Source organism: Streptomyces huasconensis (assembly GCF_021028635.1).
Classification (GTDB): Bacteria; Actinomycetota; Actinomycetes; order Streptomycetales; family Streptomycetaceae; genus Streptomyces; species Streptomyces huasconensis.
This window is the reverse complement of the sequence record NZ_CP086119.1, coordinates 1,013,295-1,026,890: the sequence shown is the minus strand read 5'-3', so window position 1 is coordinate 1,026,890 and position 13,596 is coordinate 1,013,295. Positions and strand designations below refer to the sequence as shown.

Genomic DNA, 13,596 nt, shown 5'->3' with positions numbered 1-13,596 from the left:
TTCTGGACGCGCGCCCGACGTACGGCCGACGCGCGCCTGAAGCGCGAAGTTCAGCCGGTGCCGTCACCGTGCTGAACGTGCCGTGGCGCCACCGCTCGACTCTCCCTCCCCACCGAACCGAGAACGGAAGTGTCATGCCTTCGACGTCCCTCGCTTCGCCGGTCACCAGCTCGTACGTCACCTCCCTCGCGGACACCACCGAACAGATCAGGGCCGCCCAGCGCCTGCGCCACCGCGTCTTCGGCGAGGAGCTGGGCGCGGCGCTCGACACGCCCCTGCCCGGACACGACATCGACGCGTACGACGATCTCGCCGACCACCTGATCGTCACCGACACCTCGACCGGCGACGTCGTCGGCACCTACCGGCTGCTGCCGCCCGGTCGCACCGAACACTCCTACTCCGACGGCGAGTTCGACCTGAGCGCCCTCGCGCCCCTGCGGTCCTCGACCGTCGAGGCGGGCCGCTCCTGCGTCCACCCCGACCACCGCTCCGGCGCCGTCATCAACCTCATGTGGTCCGCGCTGGCCCGCTACGTCCTGCTCTCCGGCCACCGCCACCTCGCGGGCTGCGCCTCCGTGCCACTGGCCGACGGCGGCCGGGCCGCGTCCAGCGCCTGGCTGCTCGGCACCGCCAAGCACGCCGCGCCGCCCGAGCTGCGCGTACACCCCCGCCGCCCGTGGACCCCCGCGGGTGTCGCCCCGGAGCGGCCCTCCTACGCCGACCTGCCGCCCCTGCTGCGCGGCTACCTCCGCCTCGGCGCGTGGATGTGCGGAGCCCCCGCGCACGATCCGCAGTTCGACGTCGCGGACTTCTTCGTCCTCCTCGACACGGAGCGGCTCAGCGCACGGCACCGCCGCTACTTCCTCGGGGCGGACGCGTGAGCCACCCCTGGGTGGTCGACCGCGGCTGCCCGGCGAGCTGCGCCGCCCGGCCGGACCCGCGCGTGCCGTCCGGTGAACTCGTCCGCCGGTATGCCGCGTTGGCGTACGCCCTGAGCCGGGCCGTGGCGCGGGGCGGGCGGCTCGCCGAACCCGGGGTCCTGCGGGGCGAGGCGCGGGCGGTGCTCGGCGCGCTCGGGGTGCGGCTGGAGGTGGTGGGGACGGAGGCGGTGCGCTTGGAGGCGGTGCGCGGCGGCCGGCTGAGTGCGAGGGGCCGTGGCGCGGGCACTCTCGTGGTGGCCAACCACATCTCCTGGCTCGATGTCGTCGCCCTGCTCGCCGTCGAGCCGGTGAGCGTCCTCGCCAAGCGCGAGGTGGGCCGGTGGCCGCTGATCGGCACTTTGGCCCGGCGAGCGGGGACACGGTTCATCGACAGGGAGGGCAGCCCGCGCCGACTCCCGTACGCCGTCGGCGATTTGTCGCGCGACCTGCGGGGCGGCACGTCCGTTCTCGTCTTCCCTCAGGCGACGACGTGGTGCACGGCCGGGGGCGGCGGCTTCCGACGGGCCGCGTTCCAGGCAGCGGTGGACGCGGCCGCGCCCGTGCGCCCGGTGACGGTCGAGTACCGGCAAGGCGGCGCCACCGTCACCGCGGCCGCCTTCCTCGGCGAGGAGGACTTCACCGCCTCGCTGCGCAGGGTGGCGGCCGCGTCGGATCTGACCGTACGGCTCACGCTCCACGAGCCGCTCACCGGCACCGACCGGCGGACGCTGGCCGAGGCCGCGCGGCGGGCCGTGGCGGGAGTGGCCGCACCGCTCGCCGGAAGGCCCCGGGAGCGGCTCAACTCCGCGTCAACCGCTTGAAGTTGTCTCCGAACGTCCACCCCTTCGAGCCGTCCCAGTTGATCGACCACGTCATGAGGCCCTTCAGGCCGCCGTTGTACGTGTTCCATGCCTGGGCCACCAGGCTCGGGGACATGTGGCCGCCTCCCGCACCCGGCTGGGCCGGGAGCCCCGGGACCTGCTTGTCGTAAGGGACCTTGATGGTGGTGCCCTGGATGACCAGGCCCTTGTTGAGGCAGTCCGTCTGGGCGGTGAAGCCCTGGACGGTGCCCGCGGAGTAGGAGTCGCCGGAGCAGCCGTACATGCTGCCGTTGTAGTACTGCATGTTCAGCCACCACAGGCGGCCGTTGTCCGCATACTTCTTGATGACGGGGAGGTAGGCGCCCCAGATCGAGCCGTAGACCACGCTGCCGCCGGTGACGTAAGCCGTCTCGGGGGCCATGGTCAGGCCGAAGTTGGCGGGCATCCGGGCGAGCACGCCGTCGATGATGCGGATCAGGTTGGACTGCGACGGTGAGAGCTGGTTGATGTTGCCGCTGCCCACGAGGCCGGTCTCGATGTCGATGTCGATGCCGTCGAAGTTGTACTTCTTCAGGATCGGCACGATCGTCTCGACGAACCGGTCGGCGACCTTGCTGGAGCTGAGGTCGATCCCGGCCGTCGCGCCGCCGATGGACATCAGGATCGTCGCGCCGGCCGCCTTGGCCTCGCACATCTCGGCGGGCGTCGCGACCTTCACCGTCGCGTCCATGCCGTCCTCCCACAGGACGGTGCCGTCGGAACGGATCACGGGGAAGGCCGCGTTGAGCACGTTGTAGCCGTGCTCGCGGATGCGGGAGTCGGTGATGGGGGTCCAGCCGAAGGGCGGGTGCACGCCGTTGGCGGCGCCGTCCCAGTTCTCCCAGTAGCCCTGGAGGACCTTCCCGGCGGGCTTCGACTTGACCGCGCAGGTGTCGGCCGAGGGGGCGGAGGGGGCCGCCGCGGCGGCGGGCAGTTGTGCGGCACAGGCCAGGGCCAGGGCGGCCCCCAGCAGGCGTAACGTCCGACCGATCACGCTGTGCTCCTTGGCTGCGAGGGGGGAGAGGAGGCGTGCGTGGTGCGAAGCGTCACAGTAGGAAGGACCGGACCTGGCGTCAATAGGTCTGGACCAAAGGGGAAGCGGGGGTATCGGGGCGGCCTCGGTCAGCCGCCCACCGGCAGGCCCTCGGGCTCCTTGATCCGCTTCATGATGATCTGCGAGTTGACCTCCGTCACCCCCGCCAGCGCCGTGAGCCGCTCGATCCACAGGCGCTCGTACGCCGCGAGGTCCGCCACCGCGATGCGCAGCAGGCAGCCGGGGCTGCCGAACAGGCGGTACGCCTCGATCACGTCCGGGATGTCCTGGAGCGCCGCCTCGAACGCCTCGACCGTCTCGCGGTCGCGCCGCACCTCGATGGAGACGAGCACCTCGAAGCCCCGCCCGACCGCCTCCGGGTCCACGACCGCGCGGTACCCCTGGATCACGCCGTCCAGCTCCAGCTGGCGCACCCGCCGCATGCACGGTGACGCGCTCAGACCGACCCGCTGGGCCAGCTCCTGGTTGGTGAGCCGACCGTCCTTCTGCAGCTCACGCAAGATATTCCGATCGATCTCGTCCATGACGCAATTATCCACCCCGAAATGGCGCGCGCCCACGGAAACAGGCAAACACATTGCGCGCCGTTCGAACTATCGTTGCGCGGGGCCGCCCGCCGCTCGGAGGGCTTCGGGGCCCCGGGATTCGCGGGAGGTACGCAGACGTGGAAACGCAGGCGCGACGGATCGTCGTCATCAGCACCGGCGGAACGATCGCCAGCCGCTGGCAGGGCACCGGTTTCGCCGCCGACGCCCCCGGGCGCGAGGTGCTCGCCACGGCCGCGATACCCCACGGCATCACCTCCGAGGTCATCGACCTGTTCAACGTCAACAGCCCGCGGCTGACCTCCGCCCAGCAGCTCACCCTGCTGCGCACCGTGCACGAGGTGCTCGCCGACCCCGGCGTCGACGGCATCGTCGTCACCCACGGCACGGACACCCTGGAGGAGACCGCCCTCCTGCTCGACCTCCACCACCACGACCCCCGCCCGGTCGTCCTCACCGGCGCCCAGAAGCCCCTCGGCGCGGAGGACGGCGACGGACCCGGAAACCTGTACGACGCCCTGCTCACCGCCGCCACCGTGCGCGACCTCGGGGTTCTGGTCGTCTTCGACGGCAAGGTGCACGCCGCGCGCGGCACCGTGAAGACGCAGACTCTCGCCGCCGACGCCTTCGCCGACCCCTCCGGGCCGCGGGTCGGCAAGGTCGGCTTCGGCAAGGTCTCCGTCCTGCACCGCCCGGAGCGCCCCGAGCCGCTGCCGCTGCCCGCGGCCGACGCCGCCCTGCCGCGCGTCGACATGGTCATGCACCACGTCGACGCCGACCCGCTGCTCCTGGAGGCGGCGCTCACCGCCGGCGCGCGGGGCATCGTGCTCGTCGCCACCGGAGCGGGCAACGCGACCCCCGAGTTCGTCACCGCCGTCCGCGGCGCCGTCGAACGGGGTGTACTCGTCGCCCTCACCACCCGCGTCCCCGCGGGCCCCGTCGCCGAGATCTACACCCATGGCGGAGCCGTCGACCTCGCGGCCGCCGGAGCGGTGCTCACCGGTACGCTGCGCGCCGGTCAGGCGCGTACGGCGGTGCTCGCGGCGCTGCTTTCCGCCTCCGGGCGGGAGGAGCGGGTGGGGGTTCTGCGGAGGGTTGTCGGTGGGGCGGAGGCCGTGGCCGAGGTTGCGGCTGTCTGAGCGGATTTGGCTGCGGGCCGGCTTGTGGCTGGTCGCGCCCGCGCGGCGGAAGCCGCACATGTCACTGTCCCGCGCCCCTGAAGGGGCTTTCACTTCCCCTCCCCGTACGACTGAAAAGAACAGCACCATGACCGCCGCCCCCACCCCCGCCACGCGCCGCGAACACGATCTGCTCGGTGACCGCGACGTCCCCGCCGACGCCTACTGGGGCATCCACTCCCTGCGCGCCACGGAGAACTTCCCCATCACCGGCATCCCCATCTCCGTCTACCCGCAGCTCGTCGACGCCCTCGCCGCCGTGAAGGAAGCCGCCGCGCGCGCCAACGAGGAACTGGGGCTGCTCCCCAAGGCCAAGGCCGACGCGATCGCCGCCGCCTGCCGGGAGATCCGCGCGGGGCGCCTGCACGACCAGTTCGTCGTCGACGTCATCCAGGGCGGCGCGGGCACCTCCACCAACATGAACGCCAACGAGGTCGTCGCCAACCGCGCGCTGGAACTCCTCGGACACCCCAAGGGCGCCTACGCCCACCTGCACCCCAACGAGGACGTCAACCTCAGCCAGTCCACCAACGACGTCTACCCGACCGCCGTCAAGGTCGCGACGATCAGCGCGGTGCACGGGCTGCTGCGCGCCATGTCCCTCGTGCAGGACGCGTTCGCGGCGAAGGCCCTGGAGTTCCGCGACGTCCTGAAGATGGGGCGTACGCAGCTCCAGGACGCGGTGCCGATGACGCTCGGCCAGGAGTTCTCCGCGTACGCGGTGATGCTCGACGAGGACCGCATGCGGCTCGCCGAGGCCGTCGAGCTGATCCACGAGATCAACCTCGGCGCCACCGCCATCGGCACCGGGCTCAACGCCCCCGCCGGATACGCCGAGACGGCCCGCCGCCACCTCGCCGAGATCACCGGCATGCCGCTCGTGACGGCCGCCAACCTCGTCGAGGCGACCCAGGACTGCGGCGCCTTCGTGCACCTCTCCGGCGTCCTGAAGCGGATCGCCGTCAAGCTCTCCAAGAGCTGCAACGACCTGCGGCTGCTGTCCTCCGGGCCGCGCGCCGGGCTCAACGAGATCAACCTGCCGCCGGTGCAGGCCGGTTCGAGCATCATGCCGGGCAAGGTCAACCCGGTGATCCCCGAAGTCGTCAACCAGGTCTGCTTCGAGGTCATCGGCAACGACGTCACCATCACCATGGCCGCCGAGGCGGGCCAGCTCCAGCTCAACGCCTTCGAGCCGATCATCCTGCACTCGCTGGCGAAGAGCATCACCTCGCTGCGCGCGGCCTGCGTGACCCTTGCCGAGCGGTGCGTCGAGGGGATCACCGCCAACACGGAGGTGCTGCGCCACTCCGTGGAGACCTCCATCGGGCTGGTCACCGCACTCAACCCGCACATCGGCTACACGGCCGCCACGGAGATCGCGCGGGAGGCGCTCGCCACCGGGCGGGGTGTCGCCGAACTGGTGCTGGAGAAGGGGCTGTTGCCCCCGGAGCGGCTGGCCGAGCTGCTCACCCCCGAGCGGGTGGCAGGGGCCGCCTGACCGCGGGCCGGGCCTCCTGTGCCTGCGCTTGACCGCGGGCCGGGCCCCCCTATGCCTGTGCCCGGCTCGCCAGGAGTTCCAGGGCCGCCTGCGCGGTGAACTCGGCGTGCCCGCCGGGGAACAGCAGGTCCGCGTGGGCGAAGGCCTCGTGGGTGGCGTGGGCCGGTATGGAGGGGATGGCCACGCACCGCATGCCGGCCGCCCGCGCGGCCTCCGCGCCCGGGGCCGCGTCCTCGAAGACCACGCAGTCCGCGGGGTCGGCGCCCAGCAGCGCGGCCGCCGCGAGGAACACGTCCGGGGCGGGCTTGCCGCGCGGCACCTCCTCGGCGGAGACGAGCGTGGTCAGCTGGGCGTCCAGGCCCGTGCCGGCCAGGATCGCCTCGATGGCCGCGCGGGAGGACCCGGACGCCACGGCCATGGGCACGCCTGCCTCGTGCAGCCGCTCGACCAGCTTGCGCATCTCCGGGTAGACCGGCGTGCTCGCGCGCGCCAGCGCCAGATAGCGGCGGTCCAGGTCGGCGAGAAGCTCCGCCGCCGACGCCTCGATGCCGTACTCCGCCTTCCACTGCGCGAGCGTCTCGACGGAACTGACGCCGACGTACTGCTCGTTGTCGGCCCAGGTGTACTCCCGGCCCGCACGGTCGGCGAGCAGCGCCCGCGACGCTTCGTAGTAGTTGGGCTCGCTGTCCACGAGCGTGCCGTCGAGGTCGAGGACGACCGAGGTCCTGCCGAAGATGGTCATGGCCCCAGCATGCCAAAGCGCCAGGTCACCTCTGTCACCCCTGTCACCCCTGTCCGGCGGTCGTCCTGCCGACGGACTCGACGAGCGGGAGCAGGCGGTGCGGCACCCGCTCCCGCAGCGCCATCTCGGTACGGGTGCGGACGACACCCGGCAGCTTGATCAGCTGCTGGATGACGTCCTCCAGGTGGCCGTTGTCGCGGGCCGCGACGCGCGTGAGCAGGTCGCCGCCGCCCGTGATCGAGTGCGCCTCGATGATCTCGGGCACGGCCGCGAGCGCGTCCCCCACCTCGTCCAGGTACCCCTGCGTCACCTCGATGTGGACGAAGGCCAGCACGGGGTGGCCGAGCGCGGCCGGGGAGAGGAACGGACCCGTGCCCGTGATCACGCCGTCCCGCTCCATGCGGTCCAGCCGCGCCTGGAGCGTGCCGCGGGCGATGCCGAGGACGCGCGCGTACTCGCGCAGGCTGGTGCGCGGCTGTTCGAGGAGCAGCCGCAGGATGCGGGTGTCGAGTTCGTCGACGGCCATGGTGCGAGGTTCTCCCAGGTGAGCGGTGCTGATCGCTGGTGACTGTAGCCGCTCGGCCCCGGGGCGCCGCTTCGGCGTCAGTGCGCGTCCTCCGTCGGGCGCAGGCCCTTCGGGATCTTCGCCCAGGTGAGCGCCGCGGCGGCCAGCGGCAGTGCCGCCGCCATCAGGAACGTCGGCGTCATCCCGGAGGTGAACGCGTCGGCGGCCCGGGACAGCAGGGCGTTGCCGGCCGGTCCGGTCAGCTCCTGCGCCACCCGCGCGGCCTCGCCGATCGAGTCGCTCACGGACGCGGTGGTGCCGTCCGGGAGGCCGAGGTCGGGCAGGTTCACGCGGTACAGCGCCGTGGCGACACTGCCGAGGACGGCCACGCCCATGGCGGCGCCGAGTTCGTAGCAGGTCTCCTCGATGGCCGCGGCACCGCTGACGTCCTTGGCCGGGGTGGCGGCCATCAGCGTCACGGACGCGGCGGTCGTCGCGATGCCGACGCCGCAGCCGAGCACGGCCAGGGCCACGGCGAGCTGGCCGTATCCGAGCGGGCCCGAGCGTTGGAGCAGCCACGGCAGGGCGAGGCCCGCCGTCATCATCAGCAGCCCGCCGCCCATGACGTGCCGGATCGGCAGCCGGTGCATCAGCGCCGGGGTGACCAGCGACGTCAGGACCAGGCCCAGCGGCGCGGGCAGCAGGTGGAAGCCCGCCTCCAGGGGTGTGTAGCCCTGCCCGTACTGGAACCACTGGGTGATGAGGAACAGGGCCGAGCCCAGCGCGATCATGCCGAGGAAGATCGAGGCCGCGGCGATGGCGAACGGCCGGGAGACGAAGAGGCGTACCTGGAGGAGCGGGTGCTCCAGGCGCAGCTGGCGGCGGACGAAGACGGTGAGCGTCACCACGGCCAGGGCGAGCAGGGCCCAGGCCACGGGGTCGGCCGGGCCGCCCTTGCCGAGCTGCTTGATGCCGCCCGCCAGGGCGAGCATGCCGAGGACGGACTGGCCCACGCCCCACCAGTCCCAGCGGCCCTCCCGGGGCTGGTGCGACTCGGGCAGAATCCACAGGCCGAGCGCGATGACGACCAGGGCGACGGGGATGTTGATCAGGAACGCGGAGTGCCAGCCGTCGTGCTCGACGAGGAGTCCGCCGACGACGGGGCCGAGCGCCATGCCGCCACCGAAGACGGCGGACCACACCGCGTAGGCGAGGGCGCGCTCCCGGGCGTCGGTGAAGACGTGCCGCAGGATCGACAGGGTGGCGGGCATGATCGCCGCGCCGCCGGCGCCGAGCAGGGCACGGGCGGCGATGACCTGCCAGGGGGCGGTCGCGACGACCGCGAGCAGGGAGGCGAGGGCGAAGACGCCGAAGCCGATGATCAGCAGTCGTTTGCGTCCCCACCGGTCGCCGAGGGCACCGGCCGTGACCAGGAGTCCGGACAGCACGAGGGCGTAGACGTCGATGATCCACAGCTGCTGTACGGAGCTGGGCCGCAGATCGGTGACGAGGGACGGGAAGGCGACGTTCAGGATCGTGGTGTCCATGGCGATCAGCAGCAGGCTGCCGGAGAGGATCGCGAGGACGGCCCAGCGTCGTGCATCACGCTGCGGGGACATGGTGGAACACTCCAAGTTCGAATGAGACACCAATGTCTCACAAGGAGCGTAGGGGTGTCCAACGCGGACAGGGCGGGGAAGGCGGGCTACAGCACCCGCTGGAGTGCCTCCGGTGTGAGGTCCGCGAGGGTCGGATAGCCGTCCACCGCCATCAGCAGGTCGGCCTCGGCGAGCAGGGAGCGCAGGACGTGCGTGACGCCGTCGGTCCCGCCCATGCCGAGGCCGTAGACGTACGGGCGGCCCACGCCGACCGCGGTGGCGCCGAGCGCCAGCGCCTTGACGATGTCCGCGCCGCCGCGCACCCCCGAGTCGAACAGGACGGGCAGGCCGTCGGCGGCCTCGACGACCGCGGGCAGGACGTCCAGCGCGGGCAGTCCGCCGTCGGCCTGGCGGCCGCCGTGGTTGGAGCAGTAGATGCCGTCCACCCCGCCGTCCCTGGCGCGGCGCACGTCCTCGGGGTGGCACAGGCCCTTCACGATCAGCGGCAGCGACGTCAGGGAGCGGAGCCAGGGCAGGTCGTCCCAGGTCAGCGGGTTGCCGAAGACCTGTACCCACTTCATGACCGCCGACTGCGGGTCCTGCTCGGGGGCGGCGGGCAGCTGGGCGCGGAAGACGGGGTCGCTGGTGTAGTTGGCCAGGCAGTGGCCGCGCAGCTGCGGGAAGTTCGAGGTGCTCAGGTCGCGCGGGCGCCAGCCGGTGATCCAGGTGTCCAGCGTGACGACGATCGCCTTGAACCCGGACTTCTCCGCGCGGCGCACCAGGCTCTCGGCCAGGGCGCGGTCGGTCGGCGTGTACAGCTGGAAGAGGCCCGGCGTCTCCCCGAGTTCGGCGGCGACCGACTCCATGGGGTCGGCGGAGAGCGTCGAGGCGATCATCGGCACCCCGGTCCGCGCGGCCGCCCGCGCGGTCGCGAGATCGCCGCGCCCGTCCTGCGCGCAGATGCCGAGGACCCCGACGGGCGCCATGAACAGCGGAGAGGGCAGCGTCATGCCGAACAGGTCCACGGACAGGTCGCGCCGCGAGGCGCCGACGAACATCCGCGGGATCAGCCCCCAGCGGTCGAACGCCCGGACGTTGGCCTCCTGCGTCCGCTCGCCCCCCGCGCCGCCCGCCACGTACGAGAGCACCGACGGCGGCAGCGCGGCGTGCGCGCGGGCCTCCCAGCCGGCGTACGTCATGGGGAACGCGGGGACGACGCCGCGCAGACCGTCCAGGTAGATCTCGTCCTGGTAGTCCTTGAAGGGGCGGGGTTCCTGGAGCATGGGGCGGCCTTTCAAGGGGGCGAGAGGGCCGGGAGGGAGCGGGGCGAGGCACCGGCCAGTGTTCTTTGAAGCTGATGTCAGCGTCAACGTCGACGGCACGGCACGGGCGGGTTGGCGGTCGGCCTGAGGGGGCATCACCGTGGGGCAGGACCGGTCGCGCAAGACACGCCGCGGCCCCGGTGGCGGCAGCGGTCGCGGGTACGCCGGTTGTGTCCCAGGGAGGGGATGTGAGTTGCCATGCGTGCGCAGCAGCGCGCCCATAGGCCCACCGCACGGGTCGAGTACGCATTGCCGCAGGAGGCCGCTTCGGCGGGGCGGGCACGGAGGCTGACCTGCGCGTTCCTGGTCAGGCCCCACCGCCGGAAGAACGGGGTGACCGCCGAGCGCGTGGACGACGCCGCGCTGGTCGTCTCGGAGCTGGTCGCCAACGCCGTCCAGCACGCGCGAGGCGGCTGCCGCCTGCGCCTGGAGGTCTCCGGTGACCGGGTGACCGTGGAGGTCTACGACACGAGCCCGGTCCGCCCCCGCGTACGCAGACCCAGCAGCGAACGGGAGAACGGCCGGGGCCTGGCCCTGGTCTGCCAACTGGCCCACCGCCTGGAGGTCGTGACCGTACGGCGGGGCGGCAAGACGGTGCGGGCGGTGCTGGCCTGACGGTCCGAAGGGCCCGCGGACCCCGGCGTCGAGCCGCGGCCCGCACCTTCGGCAGGCCGCCGGGGAGGCGCCACGCCGGAAAGTCCGTTGCGGTCGAGGGGCTCCGCAGCGGACAGTTGCTCTGTCGGAGATCGGACGCGGGCACACCGAACTTCCCGGGGTGCGGGCAGACTTGGCGATCCTGAAGCGGACCGGAGCGGGGCTCCTGGCTGCCACTTCGCCGTCGGCACGCGGGAGCTGACCCGCCCGATCTGCCCGGTCCGACACCGCCTGGCAGCGGACCGCGCACCAGGACCGCGGCCCGGCCCGAGACCCGCAGGGGAGGTCTCGGACCGGGCCGTCACCCGCTGGGGCGGGGGTCAGCGCAGCGCACTGCCGAAGAGCGCCGCGGTGTTCGGAGCCGCGACATCCTTCGGTCCGAAGGCGACGGAGTGCGTGGCGGTCAGGCCCGTGGACGTACCGCGCAGCGACCACACCGCGCCCGCCCGGGCATTCTCCTCGACAGAGGAGGCGGCGAGGTCGGCGCGGCCGTCACCGGTGACGTCGAGCAGCGCGGTGACCGCACCGAACAAGTCGCCCTTCTCGGCGGCGCCGGGTACGCCCGCCGTGTTCTGGTGGAAGGCCTGGGCCCCGGCTCCGGTGACGCCACCGGCGCTGCCGCGCACCAGGACGACGGCGCCCGCGTTGACGACGCTGCCGACGTCCTCGCCGATGGCACCGACCGCGATATCCGCGTACCCGTCACCCGTCACGTCGCCGACGGCGATCGAGCTGCCGAACCGGTCCCCGTCCTCCTCGGCGCCGGGCACGCCCGGCAGGTTCTGGTCGAACCCCTGCGTCTGCGCCTTGAGGCCGTCGGCCGAGCCGAAGGCGACCCTGACCCCCGGGTCGTAGTCGTCGTCACTGAGCACCAGGTCGTCGTAGTGGTCGCCGTTGACGTCGCCGATGGCCAGCTCGCCGGCCGAGCCCGGCGCCCGGCCGCGCTTGAAGCCGGTCGGGGTGCCGTACAGGACGCTGTTGCTCCACTCGCCGTCACCGTAGTAGTCGTTCATGGCGATGTCGGCGCGGCCGTCGCCGTTGAGGTCGCCGACGGCCTTGGGGACGACCGGGCCCTGCACGGACCTGGGGCCGTCGATGCACTCCCGGTCGGCGCAGGTCGGGTCGGGGCGCTGGTCGCTGTCGTAGTCCCACCACTGCGACTTGTCCAGGAAGTCGAGGGTCTTGGCCGGGGTGCCGGTCCGCGCGACGGGGCCCTTCCAGAGGCGCGCCTGCTGGCTGATCGGGTCGTCTCCGTAGTAGCCCGGCCCGGAGAACAGGGCGAGGTCGGTGGTGCCGTCGCCGTCGAAGTCACCGGCCTGCGGGTTGAAACCGTGGGTGGCGATCTTGGTGCCGCCGGTCAGGCCGGACGCGGAGCCCCACAGGACGACCGCGCCCGCCGAACTCCCGCTGTCGACGCCGACGACCAGGTCGGTGTAGCCGTCGCGGTCCAGGTCGCCCTTGGTGAACGACCTGCCGAACGCCTGCTTGGCGGTGGCCGCGCCGGGCACCCCGCTCGTGGACCGGCTGATGACCTTCTTGCGGGCCGGGTCGAGGCCGTCCTTAGCCCCGTACGTCACCACCACGTACCCGGCCTTGGCCTTCCCGGAGACGGTGCCGCCCGGGGCGCCGACGACCAGGTCGCCGTACCCGTCGCCGTTGAAGTCGTCCGTCGCCTTCGCCGCGACCCCCGCGCGCCCGGCGGCGGACGCGTCGGCGGCGGGAGCGGCGGCACGGGCGGTGCCCTGCCCGAGCGTGAGGGCGGAGAGACCGCCGCCCACCAGCAAGGAGGCGGCGATCACGGGCATGGTGAGACGAGCGGTGCGACGGGCGCGCGACATACGACTTCCCTCGGTCAAGGTCCAGTTGAGCGGCTCGGGACGTGAGACCACCGATGGCTCCCCGCCGTTCACTGCGAGTCACCCGCTGGTTCACCCCTGGCCGATCCTGTGACCTTCGACGGTCCGGGAAGGTTGTACGGGGCCTCTACTGCGGCACGTTCAGGACGAAGTCGAAGGCGGCCTCCTTCGCGTTTCCGACGGTACGGACGTTCATGAGCAGCCGGGCGTCGAAGATCGGGTCCGTGTTGTTGCGGGGCTCACCGGGGAAGTACAGCTGGGTGGTGAGCACCGGCCGCCCCGGAGCCTGCACCTTCACGTGCAGATGGCGGGTGCGCCCGGGGTAGAGCCCCGGCACGACCGTGGTGAGCCGGAAGGCGCCGGACGCGTCCGTGAACTGGTGCCCGCGGAACCGGAAACCGACGTTGTCGTAGGCCCCGTAGGTGTCTGCCTGCCAGAAGTCCATCAGGACCTGGGGGATCGGACGGCAGGCGCGCCCGAAGACGTACCCGGTGACCGTGAGCCGCACCCCGGGCGTGCCCGCCTGGATCAGCGAGGTGCGGCGCGGGGAGTTGGGCTTGAAGTACGGCCCTTCCATCTGCGGCGGCGTCGGGTCGTCGCCGTCGTCGCAGTACGGGGTCACCGCCGGCGCCTCGCCCCGCTCGGCGGCGGTGCGGGCCAGCGCGGGAACCCCCATGAGGCTCACCGGGACGGCCATGCCGACCGCGGCGGCCGCCCTCAGGACGGTCTTGCGGCTGGGCCCCTTCCCGCGCGGCCGCGCGGCCCCGCCGCTGCCGTCGCCGTCCGGGCCGCGGGTGCCGTCTCCGGCGCCGGTGCCGATCTCGTCGTCCATCGCTCCTCCTGAAGGGTGGGGTGGGTTCC

12 protein-coding genes and 1 pseudogene are annotated in these 13,596 nt (G+C 72.6%); 5 read left to right on the top strand and 8 right to left on the bottom strand.

Going from position 1 to position 13,596, the window contains the following annotated elements:
* The first annotated feature begins 134 nt into the window (after window positions 1–134).
* Window positions 135–884: a GNAT family N-acetyltransferase gene (locus J2N69_RS04530; protein ID WP_230899580.1), complete on the top strand. Its 750-nt coding sequence runs from the start codon at window positions 135–137 to the stop codon at window positions 882–884.
* Window positions 881–1,744 carry a lysophospholipid acyltransferase family protein gene (locus J2N69_RS04525; RefSeq protein ID WP_230899579.1) on the top strand — a complete coding sequence of 288 codons (864 nt, stop codon included), beginning with the start codon at window positions 881–883 and terminating at the stop codon, window positions 1,742–1,744. The genes J2N69_RS04530 and J2N69_RS04525 overlap by 4 nt, the downstream gene beginning before the upstream one ends.
* Here the strand turns inward: J2N69_RS04525 and J2N69_RS04520 are convergent.
* Both J2N69_RS04520 and J2N69_RS04515 read right to left on the bottom strand, forming a co-directional pair.
* Window positions 1,722–2,735: a chitinase gene (locus tag J2N69_RS04520; protein ID WP_408056876.1), complete on the bottom strand. Its 1,014-nt coding sequence runs from the start codon at window positions 2,733–2,735 to the stop codon at window positions 1,722–1,724. The two genes, J2N69_RS04525 and J2N69_RS04520, sit on opposite strands and share 23 nt — an antisense overlap.
* 170 nt (window positions 2,736–2,905) lie before the next feature.
* On the bottom strand, window positions 2,906–3,361 hold the full coding sequence (locus J2N69_RS04515) for an Lrp/AsnC family transcriptional regulator (RefSeq protein WP_230899578.1): 456 nt from the start codon (window positions 3,359–3,361) through the stop codon (window positions 2,906–2,908).
* A gap of 140 nt (window positions 3,362–3,501) precedes the next feature.
* Here J2N69_RS04515 and J2N69_RS04510 point away from each other — a divergent pair, with 140 nt between their 5' ends.
* Both J2N69_RS04510 and aspA read left to right on the top strand, forming a co-directional pair.
* Window positions 3,502–4,521 (top strand): asparaginase, encoded by a 1,020-nt coding sequence (locus tag J2N69_RS04510; protein WP_230899577.1) that lies wholly within the window; start codon window positions 3,502–3,504, stop codon window positions 4,519–4,521.
* Window positions 4,522–4,648: 127 nt separating this feature from the next.
* A complete protein-coding gene (aspA, locus tag J2N69_RS04505; protein WP_205038958.1) occupies window positions 4,649–6,058 on the top strand; it encodes an aspartate ammonia-lyase in 1,410 nt (469 codons plus the stop codon).
* 49 nt (window positions 6,059–6,107) lie between these two features.
* On the opposite strand, the gene J2N69_RS04500 is transcribed toward aspA, so the two are convergent.
* The 4 genes from J2N69_RS04500 to J2N69_RS04485 form a co-directional block, all read right to left on the bottom strand.
* Window positions 6,108–6,800, bottom strand: coding sequence for an HAD family hydrolase (locus tag J2N69_RS04500; protein WP_230899576.1), 693 nt, complete (start codon window positions 6,798–6,800; stop codon window positions 6,108–6,110).
* 43 nt (window positions 6,801–6,843) lie between these two features.
* Entirely contained in the window at window positions 6,844–7,326 is a 483-nt protein-coding gene (locus tag J2N69_RS04495) for an Lrp/AsnC family transcriptional regulator (RefSeq protein ID WP_230899575.1), read from the bottom strand.
* Window positions 7,327–7,403: 77 nt separating this feature from the next.
* On the bottom strand, window positions 7,404–8,924 hold the full coding sequence (locus J2N69_RS04490; protein WP_230899574.1) for an MFS transporter: 1,521 nt from the start codon (window positions 8,922–8,924) through the stop codon (window positions 7,404–7,406).
* A gap of 86 nt (window positions 8,925–9,010) precedes the next feature.
* A complete protein-coding gene (locus tag J2N69_RS04485; protein WP_230899573.1) occupies window positions 9,011–10,186 on the bottom strand; it encodes an alpha-hydroxy-acid oxidizing protein in 1,176 nt (391 codons plus the stop codon).
* A 237-nt stretch (window positions 10,187–10,423) separates the two neighbouring features.
* Between J2N69_RS04485 and J2N69_RS04480 the strand changes: the two genes are divergently transcribed.
* Window positions 10,424–10,840 (top strand): ATP-binding protein, encoded by a 417-nt coding sequence (locus J2N69_RS04480; protein ID WP_230899572.1) that lies wholly within the window; start codon window positions 10,424–10,426, stop codon window positions 10,838–10,840.
* 359 nt (window positions 10,841–11,199) lie between these two features.
* Here J2N69_RS04480 and J2N69_RS04475 read toward each other — a convergent pair whose 3' ends face one another.
* Window positions 11,200–12,717: an FG-GAP-like repeat-containing protein gene (locus tag J2N69_RS04475; protein ID WP_230899571.1), complete on the bottom strand. Its 1,518-nt coding sequence runs from the start codon at window positions 12,715–12,717 to the stop codon at window positions 11,200–11,202.
* 148 nt (window positions 12,718–12,865) lie between these two features.
* Window positions 12,866–13,567: pseudogene (locus tag J2N69_RS04470) on the bottom strand (dioxygenase family protein); the annotation flags it as partial.
* Between the last annotated feature and the right edge of the window lie 29 nt (window positions 13,568–13,596).

Bases quoted from the DNA above. Each gene is read 5' to 3' on its own strand.
- J2N69_RS04480 (WP_230899572.1), top strand. From the start codon at position 10,424: ATGCGTGCGCAGCAGCGCGCCCATAGGCCCACCGCACGGGTCGAGTAC.
- J2N69_RS04515 (WP_230899578.1), bottom strand. From the start codon at position 3,361: ATGGACGAGATCGATCGGAATATCTTGCGTGAGCTGCAGAAGGACGGT.
- J2N69_RS04530 (WP_230899580.1), top strand. From the start codon at position 135: ATGCCTTCGACGTCCCTCGCTTCGCCGGTCACCAGCTCGTACGTCACC.
- aspA (WP_205038958.1), top strand. From the start codon at position 4,649: ATGACCGCCGCCCCCACCCCCGCCACGCGCCGCGAACACGATCTGCTC.
- J2N69_RS04495 (WP_230899575.1), bottom strand. From the start codon at position 7,326: ATGGCCGTCGACGAACTCGACACCCGCATCCTGCGGCTGCTCCTCGAA.
- J2N69_RS04500 (WP_230899576.1), bottom strand. From the start codon at position 6,800: ATGACCATCTTCGGCAGGACCTCGGTCGTCCTCGACCTCGACGGCACG.
- J2N69_RS04485 (WP_230899573.1), bottom strand. From the start codon at position 10,186: ATGCTCCAGGAACCCCGCCCCTTCAAGGACTACCAGGACGAGATCTAC.
- J2N69_RS04475 (WP_230899571.1), bottom strand. From the start codon at position 12,717: ATGTCGCGCGCCCGTCGCACCGCTCGTCTCACCATGCCCGTGATCGCC.
- J2N69_RS04490 (WP_230899574.1), bottom strand. From the start codon at position 8,924: ATGTCCCCGCAGCGTGATGCACGACGCTGGGCCGTCCTCGCGATCCTC.